The sequence below is a fragment of the Amycolatopsis keratiniphila subsp. keratiniphila genome (genome assembly GCF_001620365.2).
Classification (GTDB): Bacteria; Actinomycetota; Actinomycetes; order Mycobacteriales; family Pseudonocardiaceae; genus Amycolatopsis; species Amycolatopsis keratiniphila.
Genome location: NZ_LQMT02000018.1, coordinates 144,698 through 170,303, shown reverse-complemented (window position 1 = coordinate 170,303; position 25,606 = coordinate 144,698). Strand labels below are relative to the sequence as shown.

The window sequence follows — 25,606 nt, the reverse complement described above, 5'->3', positions numbered from 1 at the left end:
AAAATACGTCTTGTCGCAGTGGTAGAGACCATGCATACTTTGTTGCCAGGCACAACAAAGTAGTTCTCTGCCTGCGAAGAGAGGCGACAACGATGTCCATCTCCTCCCGTTTTCGCTGGGCGGCACTCCTCGCCGCCGGCGTTCTCCTCGGCTCACTCCCCGCCACCGCACCGGCCCCGGCCGAGGCCGCCGTCATGGCCGCGACCTTCACCGACGACTTCAACGGGCCCGCCGGCGCGGGCATCGACACCTCGAAGTGGCATTTCGAGACCGGCGACAACGTCAACAACCACGAGCGGCAGTGGTACACGTCCGGGACGAACAACGCGGCGCTCGACGGCCAGGGCAACCTGGTCATCACCGCGAAGAAGGAGAACCCCGGCAACTACAACTGCTGGTACGGGCGCTGCGAGTACACCTCGGCGCGACTGTCGACGCAGGGCCAGTTCACCCAGACGTACGGCCGGTTCGAAGCGAGGATGAAACTGCCGCGCGGGCAAGGGATGTGGCCCGCGTTCTGGATGCTCGGCGCCGACATCGGCAACGTCGGCTGGCCCAACAGCGGCGAGATCGACATCATGGAGAACGTCGGCTTCGAGCCGAACACGGTGCACGGCACCCTCCACGGCCCCGGCTACTCCGGCGCGGGCGGCATCGGCGCCGCCTACAACGGCCCGAACTTCTCCGACGACTTCCACACCTACGCCGTCGACTGGGCGCCGAACCAGATCAAGTGGTACGTGGACGGGAATCTCTACCAGACCCGCACGCCCGCCGATCTGAACGGCAACCGCTGGGTTTTCGATCACCCCTTCTACCTGATCCTGAACCTCGCCGTCGGCGGCTACTGGCCGGGTGACCCGAACTCGAGCACCGTCTTCCCGCAGCGGCTCGTGGTCGACTACGTGCACGTCAACTCCAGCGACACCGCCGGGCGGACCGGGCGGATCACCGGCATCGGCGGCAAATGCGTCGACGTCGCCGGGGCGAACACCGCCAACGGCACCCCGATCCAGATCACCGACTGCAACGGGAACGCCGCGCAGAACTGGACCATCGGCGGCGACGGGACGATCCGCGCGCTCGGCAAGTGCATGGACGTCTCCGGCGGCGGAACCGCGGACGGCACCGCCGTGCAACTGTGGGACTGCAACGGAACCGGCGCGCAGAAATGGGCGATCAGCGGCGCGCGCGACATCGTGAACCCTCAGGCGAACAAATGCCTGGACGCCACCGGGAACAGCTCCGCGAACGGGACCAGACTCCAGATCTGGACCTGCGGAGGCGGCGCGAACCAGAAGTGGACGACGCCGTGAGACGGCTGCCGCTGCTCGGCGCCGCGGTGATCGCGGCGGCCACGCTCGTCGCCACACCGGCGCAAGCCGCCGGTGAGACCGTGAACATCTGGCTCACCACCACGAACGACTCGCGTGGCGTGAACGTCACGCGCGGCCTCCAGCAGCAGCCACCGGTCATGTTCGGCGCGGGCACCGGAACGGGGCAGCAGACGATCACCGTCGACGAGAACACGACGTACCAGCAGTTCGAGGGCGCGGGCGCGTCGTTCACCGACACCGCCGCGTGGCTGATGAAGGGCAGCGGCGCGCTGTCGCAGGCGACTCGCGACGAGACCATGCGGAAGCTGTTCGATCCCGTTTCGGGTATCGGCGTCAACTTCATCCGCAACCCGCTCGGGTCCTCGGATCTGGCGCGGTTCAGCTACTCGTTCGACGATCTCCCCGCCGGGCAGACGGATCCGAGCCTGGCGAAGTTCTCGATCGCGCACGACCTCGACAGCATCCTGCCGTTGACCAAGCAGGCGCGGGAGATCAACCCGGCGACCAAGGTGATGGCGTCGCCGTGGAGCGCGCCGCCGTGGATGAAGGACAACGGCGACTTCAAGCTGGGCTGGCTGAAGGCCGAGTACTACCCGGTGTACGCGCAGTACTTCGTCAAGTACATCCAGGCGTATCAGGCGCAAGGGGTGCCGATCCACTACGTGTCGGTGCAGAACGAGCCGACCTGCTGCGCGAGCTATCCGTCGATGAACTGGAACGGCGCCGGTCTCCGGTACTTCACGAAGACGAACCTGTTGCCCGCGTTGAAGGGACTGTCCACAAAAGTCCTCGCACTGGACTGGAACTGGGACAAGTACGCGGAATTCGGCGCGCCGACGATGGACGACGCGGCGATCCGCACCGATCCGAACTTCGGCGGGATGGCGTGGCACGGCTACGGCGGCGACGTCGCCCAGCAGACCGCCGTGCACGACCAGTACCCGAGTGTGGCCGCGTACAGCACCGAGCATTCCGGCGGGACGTGGGTGAGCCATCAGCAGGCCGAAGACATGGCGAACATCGTCGACTACACCCGGAACTGGAGCAAGAGCTTCATCAAGTGGAGCCTCGCGGTGGACCAGAACATGGGGCCGCACAACGGTGGCTGCGGCACCTGCACCGGGCTGATCACCGTCCACAATGGAGATTCGCGGCACGGGCAGGTCGACTACACCGTCGAGTACTACACGATGGGGCACCTGACGAAGTTCGTGAAACCGGGTGCGTACCGGATCTCGTCCGACGACAACTCGGCGGTGCGGAACGTCGCGTGGAAGAACCCGGACGGGTCGAAGGCGCTGATCGCGTACAACACCAGTGGCGCGACCCAGAACGTGCGCGTCAACTGGGGCGGGCAGTCCTTCACGTACTCGCTCCCCGCGTCGACGTCGGCGACCTTCACCTGGTCGGGAACGCAGTCGGGCGGCGGCGTCCGCACCGGCGCGATCACCGGGCCGGGCGGCAAATGCGTCGACGTCGCCGGGGCGAACAGCGCCAACGGGACGGCGGTGCAGCTCTACGACTGCAACGGCTCAGCCGCGCAGCAATGGTCGTTCCAGGCCGACGGCACGCTGCGGGCGCTGGGCAAATGCCTCGACGTCACCGGGATGTCCACGGCGGACGGCGCGCCGCTGCAACTGTGGGACTGCGCCGGCGGGGCCAATCAGCGATGGGCGGCCAACGCCGCCCGCGACCTGGTGAACTCCGGTTCGGGCAAATGCCTGGACGCGACCGGGAACTCCTCGGCCAACGGCACCCGCCTGCAGATCTGGACCTGCACCGGCGCCGCCAACCAGAAGTGGGTCACCCCGTAGCCACCTCTCGCATTTCGTCCTCTGGACGCGGTGGTTCGCACCCCGGACCACCGCATTCAGAGGACGAAATGCGTCAGGGGGTGCGCTCGGCGTAGGCCTCGACGAGCTGGTTTTCGGCGTCGGTGAGGTACTGCGTGAGGAGCTTTTCGGCGCCGAGGCCGTCGCCTGCCTCGATGCGCTCGAGGATCTCCGCGTTGCGCTTGAGGTACGGCTCGTGGAAGCGCCGCGGGTCGGCCATCATGTGGAACACCAGCCGCAGCTCGGCCAGGATGCCGCGCATCAGCTCGTCGATCCGCTCACTGCCGCTCAGCTCGGCGATCGCCGAATGGAACCGGATGTTCGCGGTGCCGAGGTCCTGCCAGCGCTCACTCCGCTCGGCGACCCTGCCGTCCTCGACCAGGCGCGCGAGCTTCGCGAACGTCGGCGGCTTCTCCGTCACCGCCCGCACCGCCGAGCACTCGACGACCTTGCGCACCTTGTAGAGATCGACGACGTCCTCGACGGGCAGTACCCGCACGAAGACCCCGCGGTTGAGCTCGTGGGTGAGCAGGCGTTCGTGCGTGAGCAGCCGGAACGCCTCCCGCAACGTGTTGCGGGAGACGCCGAGCGCCGAGCCGATGTCGTGCTCCGACAGCCGGACGCCGGGCAGGAAGAACCCTTCCGCGATGCGCGTGCGGAGGACGCCCGCCACCCGTTCGGCCGTACTGGTGCGGCTCACCATGCCGCGATCCGCTTCGAGTCCTTGAACCGAGGCAGGACCACCCTCCGCGATCGTCACGTGACCGATCCTAACCGGCTACAAGAGACCGGGCCAAGGATCCTCTTGTGGAATTGTTGAACAATACCTACAGTGGCTATCCATGTGACCCGTGCCACGATGGATTCACCCTCTGGAGGTGCCGATGGACGCGACAGCCACTACCGAAGACACCCGCCCCTTCGCCTGGTTCCGCACGCTCGGTTCGCGAGGCCGCCGGGCCTTCGTCGGCGCGTTCGGCGGCTACGGGCTCGACTCGTTCGACTACCAGACCCTCCCGCTGGGTCTGGCCGCGATCACCGCCTACTACGGCCTCTCCGGCGGCGAGGCGGGTCTGCTCGGCACCACGACGCTGGTGGTCTCGGCGATCGGCGGGATCGGGGCAGGCATCCTGGCCGACCGGATCGGCCGGGTCCGCACCCTCCAGCTCACCATCGCGATGTACACGATCTTCACCGTGCTGTGCGGGTTCGCGCCGAACTTCGAGACGCTTCTGGTCTTCCGCGCCCTGCAGGGCCTTGGCTTCGGTGGCGAATGGGCGGCCGGCGCCGCGCTGGTGGCGGAGTACTCGCAGGCGAAGTACCGCGGCCGGACCGTCGCCTTCGTGCAGAGCGCGTGGGCGGTCGGCTGGGCGCTGTCCGTGGTCGTCTACACAGTGGTCTTCAGCATCTGGAGCCCGGATGTCGCGTGGCGCGTCATGTTCTGGACCGGCGTCATCCCGGCGCTGCTGGTGCTCTGGGTCCGGCGGAACGTCCAGGACGCGCCCGTCGCGGAAGCGGCCCGCGCCACGAAGAAGGAACGCGGTTCGCTGGCCGGAATCTTCAAGCCGGACCTGCTGCGCACGACGTTCTTCGCCGCGCTGCTCGCCACCGGTGTCCAGGGCGGTTACTACACGCTCGCGACCTGGCTGCCGAGTTACCTGAAGACCACCCGCGGCCTCACCGTCATCGGCACCGGCGGCTATCTCGCGTTCCTGATCTCCGGCGCCTTCATCGGATACGTCACCGGCGGCTATCTCACGGATCTCCTGGGCCGCAAGAAGACGTTCCTGCTGTTCTCGGTGCTGTCGGCGGGCCTCATCGTCGCCTACACGCAGATCCCGGAGGGCGCGAACACGCTCGTGCTGTTCCTCGGCTTCCCGCTCGGGTTCTCGATGTCCGCGATCTTCAGCGGGTTCGGCGCCTTCCTCGCCGAGCTTTACCCGTCGGCGCTGCGCGGCACCGGGCAGGGCTTCACCTACAACCTCGGCCGGGCGATCGGCGCGACGTTCCCCGCCGTGGTCGGTTTCCTCGGCGCGGGCGGCGCGATGGTGTTCGGCGCGGTCGGCTACGGCATCGCCGTGCTGGCGCTGCTCGGCCTGCCCGAGACTCGCGGCCGCGAACTGCTGTGACCACAATCGGAAGGGGAGGCACCACGATGACCACCTTCGACGACCCCGCGACGTTGTCCCCCGGCGAGGCGCGTGCCCTGTTCCGCGCGGGCACGGCCCGCCCGACCACCGGCTGGGCGAACGGGTTCACCCAGACCAACCTGATCGCCGTCCCCGAGGACTGGGCCTACGACGTCCTGCTGTTCTGCCAGCGGAATCCGCAGCCCTGTCCGGTGCTCGACGTCAGCGACCCGGGCGACCCGTCGACCAGGCTGGCGCCCGGCGCGGATCTGCGCACCGACCTGCCGCGCTACCGCGTGTGGCAGAACGGCGCGCTGGCGGGCGAGATCGCGGACGCGACCGGGTTGTGGCGCAGCGACATGGTCACGTTCTCGATCGGTTGCAGTTTCACCTTCGAATCGGCGCTGGCCGCGGAGGGCATCCCGCTGCGGCACGTCGAGCAGGGCCGCAACGTGGCGATGTACGTGACGAACCGCGAATGCGTCCCGGCCGGACGGCTGCACGGGCCGATGGTGGTCTCGATGCGGCAGATCCCCGAAGACCGTGTGGACGACGCCGTGCGCATCACCCGCGGGATGCCCGCCGTGCACGGTGCGCCGGTGCACATCGGCGATCCCGCCGCGCTCGGCATCGCCGATCTCGGAAAGCCCGATTTCGGCGACCCGGTCGACGCGGAACCCGGTGACGTGCCGGTGTTCTGGGCGTGTGGCGTGACCCCGCAGGCTGCGCTGATGGCCTCGCGGCCGCCGTTCGCGATCACGCACGCGCCGGGCTACATGTTCGTGACCGACAAGCTCGACAGTGAGTTCAGGGTGGCCTGATGGATCTCAACAGTGACCTCGGCGAAGGTTTCGGCGCCTGGAAGATGGGTGACGACGACGCCATGCTCGACATCGTCACCAGCGCGAACGTCGCCTGCGGCTTCCATGCCGGCGACCCGTCGGTGATGCGGCGCGTCTGCGAACGCGCGGCGGAGCGGGGCGTCGTCATCGGCGCCCACGTCGCCTATCGCGATCTGGCCGGCTTCGGGCGGCGGGCGATGGACGTCGCCCCCGCCGACCTGGCCGACGACGTGCTCTACCAGATCGGCGCGCTCGACGCGTTCGCCCGCGCGGCGGGAACGAGCGTGCGGTACGTCAAACCGCACGGGGCGCTGTACAACACGGCGGCGGTGGATCCGGAGCAAGCGGCCGCGGTGGTCGAGGGGATCCGGCGGTTCCGTCCCGGGCTCGCACTGCTGTGCCCACCGGGATCGGAAATGGCCAAGCAGGCGGAAAAGGCCGGGTTCCCCGCGTACGCCGAGGCGTTCGCGGACCGCGCGTACACCTCCGAAGGCCTTCTCGTCTCCCGGAAACTGCCCGGCGCCGTGCTCCACGACGCGGACGAGGTCGCTTCCCGGGCGGTCGCGATGGCGACCACCGGCAAGGTCGTCGCCGCCGACGGGACCGAGCTGGCGCTTCAGCCGCATTCGCTGTGCGTGCACGGCGACACGCCCGGCGCCGTCGAACTGGCGCGCCGGATCCGGGCGGGGCTCGACGCCTCCGGTGTCCACATCGGATCGTTCATCGAGGCCGCATGATGCGAGTGCTGCCCTATGGGGCGCGTGCGGCCATGGTCGACTTCGACGATCCGTCGGAGGTGCTCGGGCTGCACGCGTCACTGGAGCAGGACCCGCCGGACGGCGTCGTCGAACTGGTCCCGGCCGCGCGGACGCTGCTCATCCGGTTCGACCCCGGCAGGACCCATCACGACCGGCTCGCCGAAGACGTCCTCCATCGGTCCACAGTGGACATAAAACCGCGCGAGGCCGCCGAGATCGTCGTGCCGGTGCACTACGACGGCCCGGATCTGGCCGACGTCGCGGCCGCCTCCGGCATGTCCGCGGAGGCCGTCGTCCGGCGGCACGAGGACGGGACCTACGTCTCGGCGTTCTGTGGCTTCGCACCAGGTTTCGCCTATCTGACCGGGCTCGACCCCGCACTGCACCTGCCGCGCCGGACGAGCCCGCGCACCCGGGTGCCCGCCGGCTCGGTCGCGATCGCGGGCGAGTACACGGCGGTGTACCCGAACGCCTCACCCGGCGGCTGGCAACTGATCGGGCGCACGACGCTGCCGGTCTGGGACGTCGAACGCGAGCCGCCGAACCTGCTGGCCCCCGGCACCCGGATCCGGTTCACTTCATGACCGCGAAGATCGAAGTGCTCCGGCCCGGCGTTTTCACCACCGTGCAGGACCTCGGGCGGCCGGGGCTGGCCGCGATCGGCGTCGGCCGGTCCGGCGCCGCCGACCGCGGTTCGCTGCGGCTGGCGAACCGGCTGGTCGGGAATCCCGAGGGCCACGCGGCCCTGGAATGCGTTCTGGGCGGCCTCGCCCTCCGGTTCCCGGCTCCGGCGACCGTCGCCGTCACCGGTGCGCCGTGCTCGATCACCGTCGGCACACGGGCCTTCGGCCCCGGCTCACCGATTCCGATCGGCCCCGGCGAGGAACTCGTCCTGGGGATGGCTTCTCACGGTTTGCGTTCCTATGTCGCCGTGCGCGGCGGCATCGACGTCCCCTCGGTGCTGGGCGCGCGGGCGACCGACACACTGGGCAAACTCGGCCCGCCCGCGCTCTCTGCCGGGATGACCTTGCCGGTGGGACAGCGGGTGCTGCCCCATCCTGGCGTTGATCTCGCTCCTCGTGCGCCCTTGCCGGCCGTCCCGATGCTGCGAGTGACTCCGGGGCCCCGGGTCTCGTGGTTCGTTCCCGACGCACTGTCCACTTTGGTCTCCACGGGTTACGTCGCCACCGCCGACGTCGATCGGGTGGGTGTGCGGCTGGACGGTCCCGTGTTGTCGCGGGCGCGCGATGGCGAATTGCCGCCCGAGGCCGCCGTGCCGGGGGCGTTGCAGGTACCTCCTTCGGGGCAGCCGATCCTGTTCCTGGCCGACCACCCGGTGACCGGGGGCTATCCGGTGATCGCGGTGGTGGAGGAAGCGGATCTGGACCTGGCCGCGCAGGTGCGGCCGGGGCAACGGGTGCTTTTCCGGCTGGTTTGAGGGTTTGGTCGCGCCGGTTCGGTTCTGGAAGTTTCTCGGGGTCGGTCTATGTTCTGAGGTGCATGGTGTTCCTCCTTGGTGTGCCGGTGGGGTCGAGGTAGGCGGGCGGGGTGAATTCGGGCAGGCCGTCTTGGGCGATCTGGACTTTCCATTCGCTGCGGTGGATCAACCGGTGATGCCGAGTGCACAACAGCACGAGGTTGTCGATTTTGGTTTCGCCGTGGTGTCGCCAGAAGACGATGTGGTGGGCGGTGCAGCGGGGGACGGGCATGTCGCAGCCGGGGAACGCGCAGCCGCCGTCGCGGAGGGTGAGCGCGTACTTCTGGGCCAGCGACACAGTGCGTTTCGATCGGCCGATATCGAGGGGTTCGCCTGCGGTGCCGAGGACGCCGGGGCGGACGCGGGCGTCGCAGGCGAGGATGCGGGCGTCGGTGGCGCTGATCGGCCCGACCAAATCCAGGTGGGCTTCACCGATGTCCCGGATCAAATCCTCGTAGGACATCGTGACCAGGATGTGCGTGGCTTCCCCGGCTTGGCCGGGGAGGTTGCGGCTGGTGGTCTTCAACCGCACATAGTCGGTGAAGGCATCCCCGTAGCGTTCGTCCTGGGTCCGGGAATCACGGACCCCATCGACGGCCTTGTGGGGTTTCGCCATCGGATCCAGATCCGACTTCAACCGGGCATAGGTTTCCAGGTCCAGTCGCGCTTTGAGGCCCAAGGTGCCGTCGCGGTGCTTGACGAACCGCAATTCCGGGCGGGTCTCTTTCGGATCCTCGTTACGGGGTTCCTTACCGTCGGGGTCGAGTTCGTCCAGCAGACGACGTCCCGCGCGGGCGATCTGGCGGGGCCCCGCACACCGGGCCAAGTCGACGAGGATCTTCTCCCCGGCCCGCACCTCGTCGTCGGGGACGGTGGAGGGGATGCGGGCGAGAGTCTTGATGATCGCGTCGATCTGACCGCCCCCGATCGCGCCTTCCGCAGCAGCCTCAGCCGTCAACGGCGCCAACGGTGGCTCGGGGTCGCCACCGATCGAGGGGCCGGGATGCAGAGCCAGCACGCGGTCGGCGCGGGCGGCGGCTTCTTTGTCCGACACCAGGAAGTCCTCGAGAATCAGTCCGGCCAGCGTCGAATGACCCGAGCAGCCGCGGATCCCGCGGGAGTTGATTTCGGCGAGGATCGCGTTCTGCTCGGCATCCAACTGGCGCTTCAGGACTTCGAGTTCCTGTTTTCGGGCGTGCAGCGTCGCCGTATCGACGCGCCACCACTCGGTGGACGTCTTCGGAGGTGCTTCGTCGCTGGACACAAGATCAACGCTACGCCGGATCGAACACCTGTGCTATAGCATATTCAGACTATATCGTCCCAGGAAATGCATAAAGATTCACCGTGCCCAATATGAGCGCGTCTTGCGTGGCGATCGGTCGCCGGCGAGCGATGCTCTTGGCTATAGTTGTTGCGGTTCGATCCCACCGTTCGCGGCCCGTTCCGCAAAAAACTCCGCAAACTCACCACGCGAGAAAAGCTCTAACCACGCTCCGACAATGCATAAAGATTCACCGCGCCCAATAACCGGAAACACCTAACTCGAAGGAAGGCCCGAAACCCGCAAAGTGATGTTCAACCGCCCCACCAACCCCAGCGCCGGATCAGCGGTCCCAGGCAACACCCGAGGCACCCCATGGAAAGCCAGCCTGGACTCCCCGCCGAACACGAACAGATCCCCCGAGCGCAGATCCACATCCGTATAGGGCCGCCCGCGATCGGTCGTGTTCCCGAACCGGAAGACGCAGGCGTCCCCGAGACTCAGCGACACGACGGGCTCCAGCGAAGCCTCGTCCTTGTCCTGATGCTGCCCCATTTTCGCGGCGGAATCGTAGAAGTTCACCAGCGCGATGTCCGGCTCGTACGACGAAACCCCGTAGGCGTCGGAGACGGCCCGGCGCCCGAGATCCCCCAGCCACGAAGGAAACGGCAGCACCGGCGAGCCGTCTTCGGTCACCTTCGCGTACCGGTACGGATGCCAGTGCCAGCCGAGGCACACCGTCCGCACCGACATGACGCCGCCGTTCGGCAGCCGCGTCCGCCGGTAACCGCGCCAGCCTCGGCAGGCTTCGACCAGGCGACGTTGCCCGTCGAGGTCGAGCCAGTCCGGAACGTGCACCGCGCCGGGCGCGACTTCGGTCCGCGGTCGGGGGATCAGCGCGTCCACACGTCGAGTCTGCCAGGGCGCGCGCCGATGATCCGGTGGCCCCGCACCAGGACACCGGCCGCGGTGAACCAGCGCAGCACGCGACGGCCGAATCGTGGCTCCACCGGGGCATCCATGACTGTCACGGCCAACGAAGCTGCCACAAAGCGGCGGGAGAAGCCACCTTTCGGACTACTCCGATCGGCCGGTTGACCGCAGTGCGTTCACCCGGTCACTGTGCGAATTCGACCACCGTGACCCCGGCTCGCGCGGGCACCGGGTCGTTCATTTCCGCGAGCACCGCGGGGACGTCGTCGAGGCCGACCCGCTTGCCGATCATGCCTTCGAGGTCGATCCCGGCCGTCTCCACCACCCGCAGCATCTCGGGGTACTCGTGCGCCTGCAGGCCGTGGATGCCGACGATCTCCAGTTCCCCGCCGATCACGCGGTGCATCGGGATCGGCGCGATGCCCTGCGCGGGCGGCATCAGACCGGCCTGGACGTGCCGTCCGCGTTTGCGGAGGCTGCCGATCGAGGCGGCGCAGGTGGTCGGCGAGCCGAGGCAGTCGAGGGAGACGTGCGCGCCGCCGCCGGTCAGCTCCCGGACGCGCGCGGAGACCGCCTCGTGCCCGTCGAACGCGGAAGGGTCGACGCACACGACAGCCCCCATCCGCGAGGCCAGCGCCCTGGCCTGCGGAGACGGGTCGACGGCGACGACCGACGCACCGGCCGCGACGGCCAGCAGGATCGACGAGACGCCCACGCCACCGCAGCCGTAGACCGCGACCCACTGACCAGGCCGGACCCCGCCCTGGCGCAGCACGGCCCGGAACGCCGTCCCGAACCGGCAGCCCAGGGCCGCGGCCTCGGCGGCGGACAGCGTGTCAGGCAGCGCCACGAGGTTGACCTCGGCGTTTTCGATGGCGACGTAGTCCGCGAACGAGCCCCAGTGGGTCGCGCCCGGCTGGAACTCGCGGTCGCAGATCTGCTGGTCACCGGCGGCGCACTGGGCACAGGTGCCGCACGCGCAGACGAACGGCACGGTCACCCGGTCGCCCGCCGACCAGCCCCGGACGCCCTCGCCGAGCGACGCGATGCGGCCGGCGAGTTCGTGCCCGGCGACGTGCGGCAGCTTCACCGACGTGTCGTGCCCCTGCCAGGAGTGCCAGTCGCTGCGGCACACCCCGGTCGCCTCGACGGCGATCACCACCCCGCCCGGCGGCGCGACCGGATCCGGCACCTCGCGTACCTCGGGCAGCACCCCGAACTCCTCGAAGACGACCGCCCGCACTCGCGCTCCCTAAGTGTCCCGGCCTCTCGGCATCACGAGGCCCTCGCCGGGCACCGTACACCGGGCCGCCCGCCCGCGCGGCGGCCCGAGAAGCCGCGACAGCGACTCCGGCGGCACCCCGAGGATCTCCTCGAGATTCTTGAGCACCAGCAGGGATTCCGGCCGTTCGGGACGGCATCGTCCCGACTGCCAGTGGCTCAGGGTCGCGAGGCTCACCGAGCACCCGCGCCCTCTCAGCCGGTACCGGATCCGATCGAGCCCGAGGCCCCTCGCCCTGATCGCCGCCCTGAGGGCGTCCGCGAACGGCCCGGTCTCCAAAAGCCGCCTGAGTTCACGTCCTTCCGCCACCCCCCGGTCGATGGTGTGTGTCCGCTGACCGGTCATCTTCATCGCCTTCGCACGCTCGCTAGCCACCCGGAATAGCGCAGCCTAGGCGGGCGAACACATGATCGGAAGGGCCTTAGATCACCTATCGGCGTGGCAGGCGGGTGACGTAATTATGCAGAGACGTAGGAAAATTCCCACCGCGGCCGATACCGGTCCACAGTGGACACGGTTCAGCGCAGCGCGACCGAAAGCGCCTGCGCGATCTCCTTGCCGATCGCGTGCGTTGCCGCGTCGGGCGGCGAGCCGACCTTGACCACCATCGGTCCGCCGAACGGCTGGCGCTCGACGACCTCGATCCGCTCGCCGAGGCCGATCGAATGCTCGGTCAGGTAGCGCAGGAGCTCCGGATCGGTGTCCCAGACGCGGACGATCTCGCCGACCGCGCCGGGCGGGAGGTCGTCGAGGATGCGCATCGGCATCTCCTCGACGCTGCCGTCGGGGGCGGGGATGGGGTCGCCGTGCGGGTCGCGCATCGGGTTGCCGAGTTTGGCCGCGATCCGCTCGACGAGCCGGTCCGACACCGCGTGTTCGAGCGCGTCGGCCTCCGAGTGCACCTCGTCCCAGGTGTAGCCGAGTTCGGACACCAGGTAGGTCTCGATCAGCCGGTGGCGGCGCAGCACCGAGCGGGCCAGCAGCCTGCCCTCGGTGGTCAGTTCGATCCCGCGGTACGGCACGTGCGCGACCAGTCCCAGCTGGGACAGCTTGGTGACCATCCCGGACGCCGACGACGGGCTGACCTCCAGCCGTCCGGCCAGCGACGTGTTGGTGACGGCCTCGCCGCGCTCCACCAGCCCGTAGATCACCCGGACGTAGTCCTCCACGGACGACGACCTGCGACTTGCCCCTTCACCCATGGGTGCGAGTTTACGGCTTGCCGCCCGGTCGCGGATCACCCAGCGTGCGGCCGCCAGCGGTACCGGATCCAGCCGGGGACGGGGTCGGCGCCGAGCTGGGCGTAGAACGCCTCGCCCTTCTCGTTGCCCTCCTGCATGTCCCATTCGACCCGGCCGGGGGTCCGCGCGCTCAGCTCGTCGAGCAACTCACGCCCGAGGCCGAAACGACGGTGCTCAGGGCGTACGAAGAGATCGTCGAGCCAGATCCCCGGACGCGCTTCCCAGGTGGAGAAGTTCCAGCTGCAGAAGGCGAAGCCGGCGACCTTGCCCGGCTCGTCCGGCGGGGTGGCCAGCAGCACCCAGGCCTTCGGATCGGGCCCGAAGAGGAACCCGGCCATCTCCTGCCGGTCGAGCTTCAGATCGTGTTTGTCCTCGTAGACCGCGTGCTCCTCGATGAGCGCGCAGATCTCCTCGATGTCGTCCGCGACCGCGTCCCGCACCGGCATGGGTCTCAGCTCCGTTCGTAGACGATGTCGCCACCGACGGCGGTGGCGACGACGTGGATCGAATCCAATGTGGACTCGTCGGTCGGGTCGGCCGAGAGGACGGCGAAGTCCGCGAGCTTGCCGATCTCCAGCGTGCCCAGGTCCTTCTCGGCGAAAGCGGCGTACGCGGAGCCATAGGTGTACGCGCGCAGGGCTTCGGCGGGAGTGAGCCGCTCATCGGGACCCAGCACGACCCCGGACGCGGTCTTCCGCCGGACCATGTCGGCCAGCGCGAGCAGCGGCGCCCCCTCGACGACCGGGCGGTCCGAACTGGCGGGCAGCACGCATCCCGCGTCGAGCAGGCTCTTGAGCCGGTAGCACCAGGGCTCGCGTTCGGGGCCGAGGGCGGCCCGCATGCCGTCGCCGATCTCGTTGACGAACCGGCCCTGCGGCGAAGCGATCAGCCCCAACGACGCCAGGCGCTTCAGCTCCTCGGGCCGCAGCACCGCGCAGTGCTCGATGCGGTGCCGGTGGCCGGGACGCGGATCGGCCTTCAACGCGGCTTCGTAGGCGTCTAGGACGACGGTGATCGCGCGGTCGCCGATGGCGTGCGTCGCGATCTGCCAGCCCGCCTTGTGCGCGGCGGCGATCGTCCGCGCGATCTCGTCCTCGGGCACCTGGAAGTAGCCGACGTTGTCCGTTTCGCCGGCGAACGGCTCGTGCATGGCGCAGGTGCGGCCGATCAGCGAGCCGTCGGCGAACAGCTTCATCGCGCCGATCCGCAGCCATTCGTCGCCGAAGCCGGTGCGCATCCCCAGGTCCAAGCCGAAGCCGGCCCCCGCATCGAGGTCGTGCAGCACACTCGCCGCGACCATCACCGTGCTCCGCACCCGCAGCACGCCGCGTTCGCGCGCCAGCTGGTACGCGGCCAGCTCGGCGGGGGTCTCCCCCACGAGACCCCCGCCGATCCCGGCCTCCTGGACACTCGTGATGCCCTCGGCCAGGTAGCGCTCGCTCGCCCGGTCCAGCCCGCGGACGACCCGCTCGACCGGCGTCGGGTAGGTCAGCGGCCGCAGCATCAGCTGGGCCTGCTCCCGCAGCAGCCCGGTCGGCGAACCGTCCTCGTCGCGGACGACGTCGCCGCCGACGGGCACGTCGCCCAGGTCGAGTTTCTCCAGCACCGCGGAGTTGACCACGGTCATGTGCCCGGACGTGTGCTTGAGCCGCACGAGATGCCCGGGAGCCGCGCGATCGAGCCCCTGCCTCGTCGGATGGCCGCCCACGAGCTTGTTCTGGTCGTAGCCGCTGCCGATGATCCAGCCGCCCGGCGGGGTCTCGGCCGCACGCCGCGCGACGGCGTCGTACACCTCGTCGACGCTGCGGCAATCCGAAAGGGCGACGTCGTCGAGGGCCATGCCGAACCAGGCCATGTGGTTGTGCGCGTCGTGGAACCCGGGCACCACCACCGAGCCGCCGAGGTCCACGCGCCGCTTTGTGGAAAGCGCCGCCGCGTCATGCCCTAACGCCACAATTCGCCCGTTGAGCGCGGCAAGCGCTACGGATTCCCCCGTTCCGGTGAGGAACCGGGCGTTCTCGTAGACCGTGTCGACCCGCATGGATTCAACCCTATCGATCGATCGATCGGTCGTCTAGGCTCGGCGTCATGAGCACCGTGGACTACGCACTCGACGACGGCATCGCAGTGATCTGGCTGAACCGCCCCGAACGGCTCAACGCGGTGGTCGCCGAACTGGTCGACGACCTGCTGGAGGCGCTCGACGCGGCCGCCAAATCGGACGCGCGGGCCGTCGTGCTCGCCGGTCGCGGACGCGCCTTCTGCGCCGGTCACGACCTCAAAGAGCCCACCCCTGAGGGGGATTCACGCCCGCGACTCGACCGGCTACAGGACGTGACGCGCCGCCTTCGCGGCCTCCGCCAGCCCGTCATCGCCGCCGTCCACGGTTACGCGATCGGCGCGGGCGCCGAGTTCGCGATGGGCTGCGACCTGATCCTCGCCGCCGAAGACGCGGTGTTCGCCTTCCCCGAGGTCTCCCTCGGCCTGAGCGTCACGGGGGCGGCGTCGCGGTTGCTGCCGTTGCTGGTCGGCCCGCTGAAGGCCAAGGAGCTCCTGCTGCTGGGCGAACGGGTGAGCGGCGCCGAGGCGTACGAACTCGGCCTGGTCAACGCCACCGCGCCCGCCGACGACCTGATGGACACCGCGCTCGCGTGGGCGGCCAGGATCGCCGCGCATCCGGCCGCCGCGGCCACGATGGCCAAACGCGCCCTCGATTCCGGCATCGACAGCTCCCTGGACGCCGCGCTCGAACTCGAAGTCAGCCACGCGCTGATCACCGAACACTCCGCCGAGGTCGCCGCTTCGTCCGAGGCCTTCCGGAGCCGGGCATGACCTCGCTCGCCGGGATCGACACACTCGTCGGGCTGACCACGAGGGCCGCCGCGCTCTGGCCGGACAAGACGGCGTGGATCTTCGACTCCACCGGGGAGAGCTTCACCTTCGCCGACGTCGACGCGCGCAGCACGGAGTACGCCCGCGCACTGCTCGACCTCGGCGTGACGCCGGGCGACCGGGTCGCGGTGATGCTGCGCAACCAGCCCGAATTCCCGTTGCTGTGGCTGGCCCTGGCCAAGATCGGCGGGGTGCTCGTCCCGGTCAACACCGGATATCGCGAGTTCGACGGCGCCCACGTGCTGCGGCATTCCGGCGCCAGGTTCGCCGTCGCCGCCGAGGAATTCCTGGAGCTGCTGGACAAGATCGCGCCGGAGACCTCACTGGAACGCGTGCTCACCCCGGGCGAACTCACCGGTTCCGGGGCCACCCCGGGCTTCACGAGCGAGGGCGAACGCCCGGTCAACATCCAGTACACCTCGGGCACCACGGGCGCCCCCAAGGGTTGCGTACTGCCGAACCGGTACTGGACGACACTGGCGATCAGCCTGGCCACGGACTTCCCGGCGGTCGGCGCGGACGACGTCATCCTGACCGCACAACCGTTCCACTACATCGATCCACAGTGGAACGTGGCGCTGGGGCTCGCGGGCGGCGCGACACTGGTGGTGCTCGACCGCTTCCACCCGTCGACGTTCTGGGAGAAGATCCGCGAACACGGCGTCACCTGGTTCTACTGCCTCGGCCTGATGCCCACCCTTCTGCTGCGCCAGCCGGAAAGCGAGCTCGACAAGGCGCACCAGGTCCGCGCGATCTGCGCTTCGGCCATCCCGCGCGACCTGCACGCCGCGCTCGAAGCACGCTGGGGCGCGCCGTGGTTCGAGGCCTTCGGCATGACCGAGACCGGCGGCGACATCCGGATGTACCCGGCGGATCACGAGGAGACCGTCGGCACCGGCTGCCTCGGCAGGCCGGCGCCCACCCGCGAGGTGATGATCGCGGACGCGGACGGGAAACCGCTGCCGCGCGGGGAAACCGGCGAGCTGCTGATCCGCGGGGTCGGCCTGATGCACGGCTACCACGACGATCCCGAAGCGACCAGGCGCGCCTTCGACGGCGGCTGGTTCCACACCGGCGATCTGGCCACAATGGACGGCGAAGGCCGCGTGTACTACGTGGGCCGCACCAAGGACATGATCCGCCGCAGCGGGGAGAACATCTCCGCCGACGAGGTCGAACGGGCGCTGCAGCTGCATCCCGCGGTCAAGCTCGCCGCCGTCATCGCGGTGCCGGACGACATCCGCGGCGAAGAGGTCAAGGCGTACATCGTCCTCGACGAGAACGAGGGGCACCGGTGCGAACCGGCCGAGCTGGCGGAGTTCTGCTCGGCGAAACTGGCCTACTTCAAGGTTCCCCGGTTCTGGGCGATCGTGACGGAGCTGCCGATGACGCCGTCGGAACGGGTCGCGAAGGGTGAGCTCAAGAAGGTGGAAGACCTTCGTGCCGGTTCGTGGGACAGGACCACCGAGACATGGCTTTGAGCACCCGGGAAAGGGTCCGCCAGGCGGCGGTGAAACTGTTCGCCGCCAAGGGGTTCCACGGCACCGGCATCCGGGATCTGGCGCAGGAGGCGGAGCTGTCTTCCGCCAGCCTGTACCACTACATGGGCACCAAAGAGGATCTGCTGGTCGCCATCATGAACGAGTCGCTGCGGCGGCTGCTCGACGCGGCCGAGCTGGCGACCGCCGGGCTCACCGATCCCGTGTCACGGCTCGGATCCCTGGTGGCACTGCACGTGCTCGCGCACGCCATCCAACCGGATGACACCCGCGTGGTGGACAACGAGGTCCACGCGCTCACCCCCGGCGCCAGGGCCGACGTGGTGGCCCTGCGCGACGCCTACGAAAAGCTGTGGGCGGACGCCATCGAAGACGGTGTCGCGGCCGGCGTCTTCCACACCGGGCAGCCTTCGGTCACCCGGCTCGCGCTGGTGGAGATGTGCAGCGGGGTCGCGCGCTGGTATTCGCCGAAGGGTCCGCTCACCCTGGATCAGCTGGCCTCCCATTACGCGGAGCTGGCGCTGCGGGCGCTCGCCTGCGAACGGCAGTTGGAGGTCACAGCGTTGCGAAACTGCCGTGAAGTGGTCTCGGGAGTGTGGCGAGTGCCCGTTTAGCGCCGACTTTAGGTCTGTACGCCTTGCTCAGACGGCTTCTCTGGGGGACGCTCGAAGGGTGACTGAGCAAACGATCCAACTCGAACTGGACGACTCGGGTCTCTCGCCGGCGTTGCCGGTGCCTTCGAACCCCCGTGATCAGGTGCAGGACGTCCCCTACCGCCCGGTGGGATTCCGGGACGACGACCTGCCCACGGCCCTCGAACGGTGCGCGACATGGCTACGCCAGGCTCAGGAGTGGCTCGGGGAACCGGTCGATGTGCTGGCCGTCCATCTCGACTATGACGACCGCAAGGGTTCGCCCTACTACGACGTGAAGCTTCTCTGCAACGAGGAGGACCTGGCCGGGGTCCCGATCGCGATGCGGAACCAGAAGGACGAAGACTAGGGCCGACGCAATGAACGGGCCGTTCCTTGCGAAATCTGCAAGGAACGGCCCGTTCATCGCACGGGCGAGCGTCAGCCCAGCGTGCCGCCGACCTTGACGTGCCCCTTGAGCAGGTTGCGCGCGATGGTCCGGCGCTGGATCTCGTCGGTGCCCTCGTAGATCCGCAGCAGCCGCAGCTCGCGGTACCACCGCTCGACCGGCAGTTCCCGCGTGTAGCCCATTCCGCCGTGGATCTGCAGGACGCGGTCGACGATCTCGTTCGCCTTCACCCCGCCGTACAGCTTCGCCATCGACTGCGCGTGCCGCGAGTCCAGCTTCTGGTCGACCTGCCAGGCGGCGTGCAGCACCAGCCAGCGCAGCGCCTCCAGCTCGGTGCCGGAATCCGCGATCATCCACTGGATGGCCTGGCGCTCGGCGATCTTCTGCCCGAACGTCTCCCGCGTGTTGGCGTGCTCGATGGCCATCGAGATCAGCCGCTCGCAGGAGCCGATGGCACGCGCGGGCAGCAGGTAGCGGCCCGCCCCGATCCACTGCATGGCCAGGTCGAAGCCGTGGCCGAGCTCGCCGAGGATCTGCGTCTCCGGCACGCGGACGTCCTCGAAGACCAGCGCCGCCGGGCCCCATTCGCCCATCGTGTCGATGTATTCGGACTTCCAGCCCGCGTCACGGTCGACGAGGAAGCAGGTGACGCCGCCGTTCGCGCCCTTCTCCGGGTCGGTGATCGCGAAGACCATCACGAAGTCGGCCTCGTTTCCGCCGGTGATGAAGGTCTTCTCGCCGTTGATGACCCAGTCGGTGCCGTCCTTGCGGGCGGAGGTCCGGATGGCCTTGGCGTCCGAACCCGCGCCGGGTTCGGTGATCGCGAAGCACGACTTGCGTTCGCCCGAGATCGTCGGGAGCAGGTAGCGCTCCTTCTGCTCGTCGTTGGCGTAGTACAGGATGTTGTCCGCGGCGCCGCCGAAGCGGAACGGCACGAACGTGCGGCCGAGTTCGGCCTCCAGCAGCGCGGTCATCACCGCGGAGAGGCCCATGCCGCCGTATTCCTCCGGCGTCTGCACACCCCAGAACCCGGACTCCTTGGCCTTCAGCTGCAGCTCGCGCAGCTCGTCGCCGGTCAGGCCGGGCTGGCCGGCGCGTTCGCGGCGCAGCACCTCCTGCTCACGCGGCATGAGGTCGCGCTGGACGAACGTGCGGACCCAGTCGCGCACCTCGCGTTCCTCGACGCTCAGAGAGAAATCCATGGTCAGCCCGCTCCTGTTCGACAGTGACTAAGCGCTCGCTTAGTTCAGCGTACCGCTTCGGTTGTCGTTAGCCGAGGAGTTGTCATAAGTTTTCGCCACCTGTCCCCATCTCGTCGAAGGGCACCCATGAGCACGGCAGCACCCGCGACGAAGCGGGACCGCACGCATTACCTGTACATCGCCGTCATCGCGGCGGTGGCGCTCGGCATCGCGGTCGGCATCCTTTTCCCCGAGGTCGGCAAGGAACTGAAACCGCTCGGGACCGGGTTCGTGAACCTGATCAAGATGATGATCTCGCCGATCATCTTCTGCACGATCGCGCTCGGCGTCGGCTCGGTGGCGAAGGCGGCGAAGGTCGGCCGCGTCGGCGGGCTCGCGATCGGCTACTTCCTGATCATGTCGACGGTCGCGCTGGTCATCGGCCTGGTCGTCGGCAACATCCTGCAGCCCGGCACCGGCCTGCATCTGACGCCCGAGATCGCCGAAAAGGGACAGGACCAGATCGCCAAGAGCGAGGGCACCGTCGAATTCCTGCTCGGCATCATCCCGAAGACGCTGGTCTCGGCGTTCACCGAGGGCGAGGTGCTGCAGACACTGCTGGTCGCCCTGCTCGCCGGATTCGCGCTGCAGAAACTGGGCACCAAGGGCGAGCCGATCCGCCGGGGCATCGAGCACATCCAGCGGCTCGTGTTCCGGATCCTCGCGATGATCATGTGGGCGGCCCCGGTCGGCGCGTTCGGCGCGATCGCCGCCGTCGTCGGCGAGACCGGCTGGAAGGCACTTCAGAGCCTCGCGGTGATCATGCTCGGCTTCTACATCACCTGCGCGCTGTTCGTGTTCGTGGTGCTGGGGCTGATCATCGGCCTGCTCGCCAGGGTCAACATCTTCAAGCTGCTGAAATACCTCGGCCGCGAGTTCCTGCTGATCCTGTCCACGTCGTCGTCGGAGTCGGCCCTGCCGCGGCTGATCGCGAAGATGGAGCACGCCGGCGTCTCCAAACCGGTCGTCGGCATCACCGTGCCGACCGGGTACTCGTTCAACCTCGACGGCACCGCGATCTACCTGACGATGGCGTCCATCTTCATCGCGGACGCGCTCGACAAACCGCTGACCATCGGCGAGCAGATCTCGTTGCTGGTGTTCATGATCATCGCGTCGAAGGGTGCGGCCGGGGTCACCGGCGCGGGGCTCGCGACGCTGGCTGGCGGGCTGTCCTCGCACCGGCCGGAGCTGGTCGACGGCGTCGGGTTCATCGTCGGCATCGACCGGTTCATGTCCGAGGCCCGCGCGCTGACGAACTTCGCGGGCAACGCCGTCGCGACCGTGCTGATCGGCACCTGGACCAACGAGATCGACCGGGAGCAGCTGGACCGTACGCTGAACGGCGAGTCACCGTTCGACGAAGCGACCCTGCTCGACGAAAACGCGAGTGAGTCGACGGCGGAATCGGGTATGAAGGAGACGTGATCGAATGCGCCGTCCGCTGGTCGGAGCCCCTGCCCGCTGAACCCCGGTTCCTGGCCCTGCTCGACGAGCCGGAACAGGGCCGGTACGCGAACTACCGCCAGGACATCGACAAACGCCGGTTCCTGACCGGCCGGGTGCTGGCGAAGACCGTCGCCGCCGAGCGGCTGGGCCTGGCCGTCGAGGCCGTGAAGTTCGACGCGACCTGCGAAGACTGCGGCAAACCGCACGGGCGGCCCAAGGTCCCCGGCGCGCCGCTGATGCTGTCGATCTCGCATTCCGGCGACCTCATCGGCGTCGCGGCCACCGCGGGCACCCCGGTCGGCCTCGACGTCGAGACGGCCACCAGGCGGGCCGAGGACTCGCTCATGGAGTACGCGCTGACGCCCGCGGAGCTGGCCGCGATCTCCGGGCTCTCCGACGAGCAGCGCGCGACGGCGTTCTTCACCTACTGGACGCGCAAGGAAGCGGTCATGAAGGCCACCGGGAAGGGCCTCAAGATCCCGCTGCAGAGCATCACGTTCTCCGGCTACGACGAGCAGGCGCGGCTGGTCCGGTCGACCCACCAGGCCCTCGACCCGGACCGGACGCGGCTCGCGGACCTGAAGGCGACCGAGGGCTACCGGGCGGCCGTCGCGCTGATCACCTCGGAAGACATCTCGGTCACCGAGGACTTCGCACCCCTCTAGATCTCCAGGCCCATCGCGGCCAGCAGGGTGCGGAACTTCGCCGAGGTCTCGTCGAGTTCGGTCTGAGGGTCGGAGGCGGGCACGATGCCGCCCCCGGCGTACAGCCGCATGGTGGTGTCGGCGATCTCCGCGCACCGGATCCCGACGGCCCATTCGCCGTCCCCCGCCGCGTCGACCCAGCCGACGGCGCCCGCGTAGTACGCGCGGTCGAACGGCTCCAGCTCCTGGACCAGCGAGCGCGCGGCCTCGGTCGGCGTGCCGCAGATCGCGGGCGTCGGATGCAGCGCGGCGGCGAGATCGAGCGCGGTGACGTCCTCGTCGATCAGCTCGCCGGTGACGGTGGTCGACAGATGCCAGATGGCCGGCGTCGAGACCAGCTCGGGCCCGCGGACGTCGAGCGTGCGGCAGAACGGCCGCAGGATCTCGACGACGGACTCCACCACCACGGCGTGCTCGACGTGGTCCTTTTCGGACGCCAGCAACGCCTCACCGTTCGCCTTGTCGATCGCCGGGTCGGCCGACCGGGGCATCGACCCGGCATGTGGCCGGGACACGACGGCACCGCCCGTGCGGGAAAGCAGGAGCTCGGGGGTCGCGCCGACCAGCGTGCGCCCGTCGGGCAGCTGTGCGGCGTACGTGGTGTGCCGGGGGTTCCCGTTCGCCAGGTTCCGGACGACTTCGGCGACCGGGACGGCCTCGTCGAAGTCGAGATCGAGGGCACGGGCCAGGACGACTTTGCGCAGGTCACGGTCGCTCAGCGCCGCGACGGCCGCGCGGACGGCGGCCAGATGGGCCTCCGGTTCCGGCACGGGAGTGACCTTGACCGGCCGCGGAAGCGAGGTGCGCGGCGGAACGGTCGCCTGGTCGGACGACGCGCGATGGATCGCGCGGGGCAAGACCAAATGCCCCGGCATCGAGGTGGTGTCGAAGGGCAGCACACCGACCGCGATCGAAGCACCCGAGTCGGTGAACAGCCCGGGGAGCGCCCCGGACAGCCGCGACGGCTCGGTGTCGGTCGCGGTGGCCACGGCCCCGCTCGCGAGGAGCGCGTGCCGTGCCGTGGCCAGGAGGAAGTCGCCCCGCTCGTAGCGGGCGGCCAGGTCTGCCGGGGTCGCCGGTGCGGTACTGGTCGTCACCCCACCAGCGTCCCAGGCTCCGGCTGAGACCAGGGGAAAGTGTTGCCCGGGCAACAGCCTCTCAGGCAACACCTTCCCCCGGACAGCCCGTGACCTGCGGAAGCGTTACTTCAGCGCCTCGAGAAGGGCCTCGCGCTGCCGCTCGCCCAGGCCGGCGGCACGCCGGTCCGGGTCGATCCCGGCCTGCTCCAGCAGGGCGGCGACCTTGACCGCGCCCAGGCCGGGCACGGCCTTCAGCAGCTGCGTGACCTTCGTCTTGCCGATGGTCTTGTTCTCCTTGGCCTGCTTGAGCACCTTGTCGATGCTCTCCTTGCCGGACTTGATCGACGCAAGCAGCTCGGAGCGCGCTTTGCGAGCCTCAGCCGCCTTGGCGAGGGCATCGGCGCGCTGCTCCGGAGTCAACGTGGGCAGAGCCAACGTAGTAGTCCTTTCATCTCAGGTCTCCGCTTTCGCGGCCGACGGCCTTTAACCATGCTTGCAAGAGCAAGCGCTGGCCAGCCGTCTCTGTACCACGGCTCCAGTAAACGCCACCCGTTCCTCGGCCGTGAAACCGACACGCACTTATTACCCCTCGACCACGCCACGGGCAACCCGCCCCAGCCTGCGGAAACACACCCTTCGACTGGCGATTCAGCGGCGTTCATCACCCTTATGAGCGATGTCGCCACTTCGCACTGTTAGCCATTTTTCGTTTCATGGCAGGAAAAAAACGAATTATTGATGATCTTGACGCGAACCGGGGAACACCCGTTAGCGCGACACTGTGACCGAACGGTTGCCTGCGATGTTACTGACCGGTTCACCCCTCCCGGATTAGAGTCGGCGCAACCCCAGTTCACCGGAGAACGAGCACCACGGGAGTACGCGATGTTGAGCACGATGCAGGACGGGCAGCTGTCACTGGGCAGGCTGCTCCGCCACGGCACCACGGTGCACTCCGAGAGCGAAGTCATCACCTGGACCGGTTCAGAAGCCCGCCGCGAGACCTATGGCGAGCTCGGCGAACACGCCGCGAAGCTCGCGAACGCGCTCCGGAGCCTCGGTGTCACCGGCGACCAGCGCGTCGGCACCTTCATGTGGAACAACGCCGAGCACATGGCCGCGTACCTGGCCATCCCGGCGATGGGCGCGGTGCTGCACACCCTGAACATCCGGCTGTTCCCCGAGCAGCTCGTCTTCGTCGCCAACCACGCCGAAGACCAGGTCGTCATCGTCGACGGCACGCTCGTCCCGCTGCTGGCCAAGCAGCTGCCCGAGCTGAAGACCGTGCGTCACGTCATCGTGGCCAACGGCGACGCCTCCACCCTGCCCGCGCCGGACGGCGTCCAGGTGCACTCCTACGACGAATTGCTGTCCGGCCAGCCGGACACCTTCGACTGGCCCGAGGTGGACGAGCGGTCGGCCGCCGCGATGTGTTACACGTCGGGCACGACGGGTGACCCCAAGGGCGTCGCGTACTCCCATCGGTCGATCTGGCTGCATTCGATGCAGGTCACGATGTCCGACAGCATGCGGCTGGCCCAGCACGACAAGGCGCTCGCGATCGTCCCGATGTTCCACGCGATGGCGTGGGGCATGCCGTACGCGGCCATGATGGTCGGCGCCTCGCTGCTCATGCCGGACCGCTTCCTCCAGCCCGCCCCGATCGCGCAGATGCTCGCCGCCGAGAAGCCGACCTTCGCCGGCGCGGTCCCGACGATCTGGCAGGGCCTGCTCTCCCACCTCGACGCGAACCCGCAGGACATCTCGCATCTGCGCGAGGTCGTCGTCGGCGGATCGGCGGCGCCGCCGTCGCTGATGCACGCCTTCGAAGACCGTTACGGCGTGCCGATCCTGCACGCGTGGGGCATGACCGAGACGTCGCCGCTGGGCAGCGTCGCGCGTCCGCCCGCCTCCGCGACCGGCGAGATGGCGTGGGACTACCGCTACACCCAGGGCCGCTTCCCGGCGTCCGTCAGCGCAAGGCTGATCGGCGACAACGGCGAGGAACTGCCGTGGGACAACGAAAGCGTCGGCGAGCTCGAAGTGCAGGGCCCGTGGACCGCGGCGTCGTACTACGGCGGCAAGGCCGGTGACGAACCCGACCCGGAGAAGTTCCACGACGGCTGGCTGCGCACCGGCGACGTCGGCAAGATCAGCCCCGACGGCTACCTGACGCTGACCGACCGCGCGAAGGACGTCATCAAGTCCGGCGGCGAGTGGATCTCGTCGGTGGATCTGGAGAACCAGGTGATGGCGCATCCCGCGGTGGCCGAGGCGGCCGTGGTGGGCATCCCCGACGAGAAGTGGGACGAGCGCCCGCTGGTCGCCGTCGTGCTCAAGGAGGGCCAGAGCGCCACGGCCGAGGACCTCCGCGACTTCCTGTCCGACAAGGTCGCGAAGTGGCAGCTTCCGGAGAATTGGACCTTTGTGGACGAAGTCCCGAAGACCAGTGTCGGCAAGTTCGACAAGAAGCGGCTGCGGGCGTTCCACTCCGAGGGCAAACTCGACGTCAGTCAGCTCTAACGGGTTAATCTCCCGCGCGCCTGCGCTTCAGTGAAGGCCATCTTGAGGGACTCTGGTCCCTGAAGGTGGCCTTCACGGCGTTC

Annotated in this window: 25 protein-coding genes; 14 read left to right on the top strand and 11 right to left on the bottom strand. The window is 68.7% G+C overall.

Annotated features, from left to right (window positions below; all coding sequences use genetic code 11):
* The first annotated feature begins 92 nt into the window (after positions 1-92).
* A complete protein-coding gene (locus AVR91_RS17920; RefSeq protein ID WP_063277430.1) occupies positions 93-1,316 on the top strand; it encodes a glycoside hydrolase family 16 protein in 1,224 nt (407 codons plus the stop codon).
* Positions 1,313-3,151, top strand: a complete 1,839-nt coding sequence (locus AVR91_RS17915; protein ID WP_228709229.1) for a ricin-type beta-trefoil lectin domain protein — start codon at positions 1,313-1,315, stop codon at positions 3,149-3,151. Before AVR91_RS17920 ends, AVR91_RS17915 begins: the two co-directional genes overlap by 4 nt.
* Positions 3,152-3,224: 73 nt before the next feature.
* Here the strand turns inward: AVR91_RS17915 and AVR91_RS17910 are convergent, their stop codons facing one another.
* The gene (locus AVR91_RS17910) at positions 3,225-3,872 is read right to left on the bottom strand and encodes a GntR family transcriptional regulator (RefSeq protein WP_063277431.1); all 648 of its coding nucleotides are present in this window, start codon (positions 3,870-3,872) and stop codon (positions 3,225-3,227) included.
* A 181-nt stretch (positions 3,873-4,053) separates the two neighbouring features.
* Between AVR91_RS17910 and AVR91_RS17905 the strand changes: the two genes are divergently transcribed.
* The 5 genes from AVR91_RS17905 to AVR91_RS17885 are packed head-to-tail and all read left to right on the top strand — an operon-like array spanning position 4,054 to position 8,336.
* Complete coding sequence (locus tag AVR91_RS17905) at positions 4,054-5,298, top strand: MFS transporter (RefSeq protein WP_063277432.1); 1,245 nt, start codon at positions 4,054-4,056, stop codon at positions 5,296-5,298.
* 26 nt (positions 5,299-5,324) lie between these two features.
* A complete protein-coding gene (locus AVR91_RS17900; protein WP_063277433.1) occupies positions 5,325-6,119 on the top strand; it encodes a putative hydro-lyase in 795 nt (264 codons plus the stop codon).
* Entirely contained in the window at positions 6,119-6,877 is a 759-nt protein-coding gene (locus tag AVR91_RS17895; RefSeq protein WP_063277434.1) for a LamB/YcsF family protein, read from the top strand. The genes AVR91_RS17900 and AVR91_RS17895 overlap by 1 nt, the downstream gene beginning before the upstream one ends.
* Entirely contained in the window at positions 6,877-7,482 is a 606-nt protein-coding gene (locus AVR91_RS17890; RefSeq protein ID WP_063277453.1) for a 5-oxoprolinase subunit B family protein, read from the top strand. The genes AVR91_RS17895 and AVR91_RS17890 overlap by 1 nt, the downstream gene beginning before the upstream one ends.
* A complete protein-coding gene (locus tag AVR91_RS17885; protein ID WP_063277435.1) occupies positions 7,479-8,336 on the top strand; it encodes a 5-oxoprolinase subunit C family protein in 858 nt (285 codons plus the stop codon). The genes AVR91_RS17890 and AVR91_RS17885 overlap by 4 nt, the downstream gene beginning before the upstream one ends.
* 46 nt (positions 8,337-8,382) lie before the next feature.
* Here AVR91_RS17885 and AVR91_RS17880 read toward each other — a convergent pair whose 3' ends face one another.
* The 7 genes from AVR91_RS17880 to AVR91_RS17850 all read right to left on the bottom strand — a co-directional run bounded on the left by AVR91_RS17880 (position 8,383) and on the right by AVR91_RS17850 (position 15,136).
* Positions 8,383-9,639, bottom strand: a complete 1,257-nt coding sequence (locus AVR91_RS17880) for an HNH endonuclease signature motif containing protein (RefSeq protein ID WP_063277436.1) — start codon at positions 9,637-9,639, stop codon at positions 8,383-8,385.
* A gap of 276 nt (positions 9,640-9,915) precedes the next feature.
* A complete protein-coding gene (locus AVR91_RS17875; protein WP_063277437.1) occupies positions 9,916-10,545 on the bottom strand; it encodes an alpha-ketoglutarate-dependent dioxygenase AlkB family protein in 630 nt (209 codons plus the stop codon).
* 211 nt (positions 10,546-10,756) lie between these two features.
* Positions 10,757-11,815, bottom strand: coding sequence for a zinc-dependent alcohol dehydrogenase family protein (locus AVR91_RS17870; protein ID WP_063277438.1), 1,059 nt, complete (start codon positions 11,813-11,815; stop codon positions 10,757-10,759).
* A 9-nt stretch (positions 11,816-11,824) separates the two neighbouring features.
* Entirely contained in the window at positions 11,825-12,205 is a 381-nt protein-coding gene (locus tag AVR91_RS17865; RefSeq protein ID WP_016337444.1) for a hypothetical protein, read from the bottom strand.
* Between the two features lie 167 nt (positions 12,206-12,372).
* Positions 12,373-13,056 (bottom strand): metal-dependent transcriptional regulator, encoded by a 684-nt coding sequence (locus AVR91_RS17860; RefSeq protein WP_037347949.1) that lies wholly within the window; start codon positions 13,054-13,056, stop codon positions 12,373-12,375.
* A 35-nt stretch (positions 13,057-13,091) separates the two neighbouring features.
* A complete protein-coding gene (locus tag AVR91_RS17855; RefSeq protein ID WP_038508022.1) occupies positions 13,092-13,541 on the bottom strand; it encodes a GNAT family N-acetyltransferase in 450 nt (149 codons plus the stop codon).
* A gap of 5 nt (positions 13,542-13,546) precedes the next feature.
* Positions 13,547-15,136, bottom strand: coding sequence for an amidohydrolase (locus AVR91_RS17850; RefSeq protein WP_063277439.1), 1,590 nt, complete (start codon positions 15,134-15,136; stop codon positions 13,547-13,549).
* Positions 15,137-15,183: 47 nt separating this feature from the next.
* Between AVR91_RS17850 and AVR91_RS17845 the strand changes: the two genes are divergently transcribed.
* Genes AVR91_RS17845 through AVR91_RS17830 form a run of 4 tightly spaced genes read left to right on the top strand, consistent with a single transcriptional unit; the run spans position 15,184 to position 18,488 of the window.
* On the top strand, positions 15,184-15,927 hold the full coding sequence (locus AVR91_RS17845) for an enoyl-CoA hydratase/isomerase family protein (protein ID WP_063277440.1): 744 nt from the start codon (positions 15,184-15,186) through the stop codon (positions 15,925-15,927).
* Positions 15,924-17,468: an ATP-dependent acyl-CoA ligase gene (locus AVR91_RS17840; RefSeq protein WP_063277441.1), complete on the top strand. Its 1,545-nt coding sequence runs from the start codon at positions 15,924-15,926 to the stop codon at positions 17,466-17,468. Before AVR91_RS17845 ends, AVR91_RS17840 begins: the two co-directional genes overlap by 4 nt.
* On the top strand, positions 17,459-18,100 hold the full coding sequence (locus AVR91_RS17835) for a TetR/AcrR family transcriptional regulator (protein ID WP_063277442.1): 642 nt from the start codon (positions 17,459-17,461) through the stop codon (positions 18,098-18,100). Before AVR91_RS17840 ends, AVR91_RS17835 begins: the two co-directional genes overlap by 10 nt.
* Positions 18,101-18,158: 58 nt before the next feature.
* Complete coding sequence (locus tag AVR91_RS17830) at positions 18,159-18,488, top strand: hypothetical protein (protein ID WP_016337451.1); 330 nt, start codon at positions 18,159-18,161, stop codon at positions 18,486-18,488.
* 71 nt (positions 18,489-18,559) lie between these two features.
* Here the strand turns inward: AVR91_RS17830 and AVR91_RS17825 are convergent, their stop codons facing one another.
* The gene (locus tag AVR91_RS17825; protein ID WP_016337452.1) at positions 18,560-19,729 is read right to left on the bottom strand and encodes an acyl-CoA dehydrogenase family protein; all 1,170 of its coding nucleotides are present in this window, start codon (positions 19,727-19,729) and stop codon (positions 18,560-18,562) included.
* A gap of 126 nt (positions 19,730-19,855) precedes the next feature.
* On the opposite strand from AVR91_RS17825, the gene AVR91_RS17820 reads away from it, so the two are divergent.
* Both AVR91_RS17820 and AVR91_RS17815 read left to right on the top strand, forming a co-directional pair.
* A complete protein-coding gene (locus AVR91_RS17820) occupies positions 19,856-21,196 on the top strand; it encodes a cation:dicarboxylate symporter family transporter (RefSeq protein WP_063277443.1) in 1,341 nt (446 codons plus the stop codon).
* Positions 21,193-21,882, top strand: a complete 690-nt coding sequence (locus AVR91_RS17815; protein WP_063277444.1) for a 4'-phosphopantetheinyl transferase family protein — start codon at positions 21,193-21,195, stop codon at positions 21,880-21,882. The genes AVR91_RS17820 and AVR91_RS17815 overlap by 4 nt, the downstream gene beginning before the upstream one ends.
* Here the strand turns inward: AVR91_RS17815 and AVR91_RS17810 are convergent.
* Positions 21,879-23,018, bottom strand: a complete 1,140-nt coding sequence (locus AVR91_RS17810; RefSeq protein ID WP_063277445.1) for an isochorismate synthase — start codon at positions 23,016-23,018, stop codon at positions 21,879-21,881. The genes AVR91_RS17815 and AVR91_RS17810 overlap by 4 nt on opposite strands.
* Positions 23,019-23,123: 105 nt before the next feature.
* Positions 23,124-23,435: an integration host factor, actinobacterial type gene (gene mihF, locus AVR91_RS17805; protein ID WP_005155963.1), complete on the bottom strand. Its 312-nt coding sequence runs from the start codon at positions 23,433-23,435 to the stop codon at positions 23,124-23,126.
* A 450-nt stretch (positions 23,436-23,885) separates the two neighbouring features.
* On the opposite strand from mihF, the gene AVR91_RS17800 reads away from it, so the two are divergent.
* Positions 23,886-25,523, top strand: coding sequence for a long-chain fatty acid--CoA ligase (locus tag AVR91_RS17800; RefSeq protein WP_063277446.1), 1,638 nt, complete (start codon positions 23,886-23,888; stop codon positions 25,521-25,523).
* Positions 25,524-25,606 lie beyond the last annotated feature (83 nt).

What these genes read in the sequence shown, in the direction of transcription:
- AVR91_RS17855 (WP_038508022.1), bottom strand. Translation starts at nt 13,541, where the DNA reads ATGCCGGTGCGGGACGCGGTCGCGGACGACATCGAGGAGATCTGCGCG.
- AVR91_RS17890 (WP_063277453.1), top strand. Translation starts at nt 6,877, where the DNA reads ATGCGAGTGCTGCCCTATGGGGCGCGTGCGGCCATGGTCGACTTCGAC.
- AVR91_RS17865 (WP_016337444.1), bottom strand. Translation starts at nt 12,205, where the DNA reads ATGAAGATGACCGGTCAGCGGACACACACCATCGACCGGGGGGTGGCG.
- AVR91_RS17840 (WP_063277441.1), top strand. Translation starts at nt 15,924, where the DNA reads ATGACCTCGCTCGCCGGGATCGACACACTCGTCGGGCTGACCACGAGG.
- AVR91_RS17885 (WP_063277435.1), top strand. Translation starts at nt 7,479, where the DNA reads ATGACCGCGAAGATCGAAGTGCTCCGGCCCGGCGTTTTCACCACCGTG.
- AVR91_RS17835 (WP_063277442.1), top strand. Translation starts at nt 17,459, where the DNA reads ATGGCTTTGAGCACCCGGGAAAGGGTCCGCCAGGCGGCGGTGAAACTG.
- AVR91_RS17860 (WP_037347949.1), bottom strand. Translation starts at nt 13,056, where the DNA reads ATGGGTGAAGGGGCAAGTCGCAGGTCGTCGTCCGTGGAGGACTACGTC.
- AVR91_RS17920 (WP_063277430.1), top strand. Translation starts at nt 93, where the DNA reads ATGTCCATCTCCTCCCGTTTTCGCTGGGCGGCACTCCTCGCCGCCGGC.
- AVR91_RS17910 (WP_063277431.1), bottom strand. Translation starts at nt 3,872, where the DNA reads ATGGTGAGCCGCACCAGTACGGCCGAACGGGTGGCGGGCGTCCTCCGC.
- AVR91_RS17895 (WP_063277434.1), top strand. Translation starts at nt 6,119, where the DNA reads ATGGATCTCAACAGTGACCTCGGCGAAGGTTTCGGCGCCTGGAAGATG.
- AVR91_RS17820 (WP_063277443.1), top strand. Translation starts at nt 19,856, where the DNA reads ATGAGCACGGCAGCACCCGCGACGAAGCGGGACCGCACGCATTACCTG.
- AVR91_RS17825 (WP_016337452.1), bottom strand. Translation starts at nt 19,729, where the DNA reads ATGGATTTCTCTCTGAGCGTCGAGGAACGCGAGGTGCGCGACTGGGTC.
- AVR91_RS17845 (WP_063277440.1), top strand. Translation starts at nt 15,184, where the DNA reads ATGAGCACCGTGGACTACGCACTCGACGACGGCATCGCAGTGATCTGG.
- AVR91_RS17905 (WP_063277432.1), top strand. Translation starts at nt 4,054, where the DNA reads ATGGACGCGACAGCCACTACCGAAGACACCCGCCCCTTCGCCTGGTTC.
- AVR91_RS17900 (WP_063277433.1), top strand. Translation starts at nt 5,325, where the DNA reads ATGACCACCTTCGACGACCCCGCGACGTTGTCCCCCGGCGAGGCGCGT.
- AVR91_RS17800 (WP_063277446.1), top strand. Translation starts at nt 23,886, where the DNA reads ATGTTGAGCACGATGCAGGACGGGCAGCTGTCACTGGGCAGGCTGCTC.
- AVR91_RS17850 (WP_063277439.1), bottom strand. Translation starts at nt 15,136, where the DNA reads ATGCGGGTCGACACGGTCTACGAGAACGCCCGGTTCCTCACCGGAACG.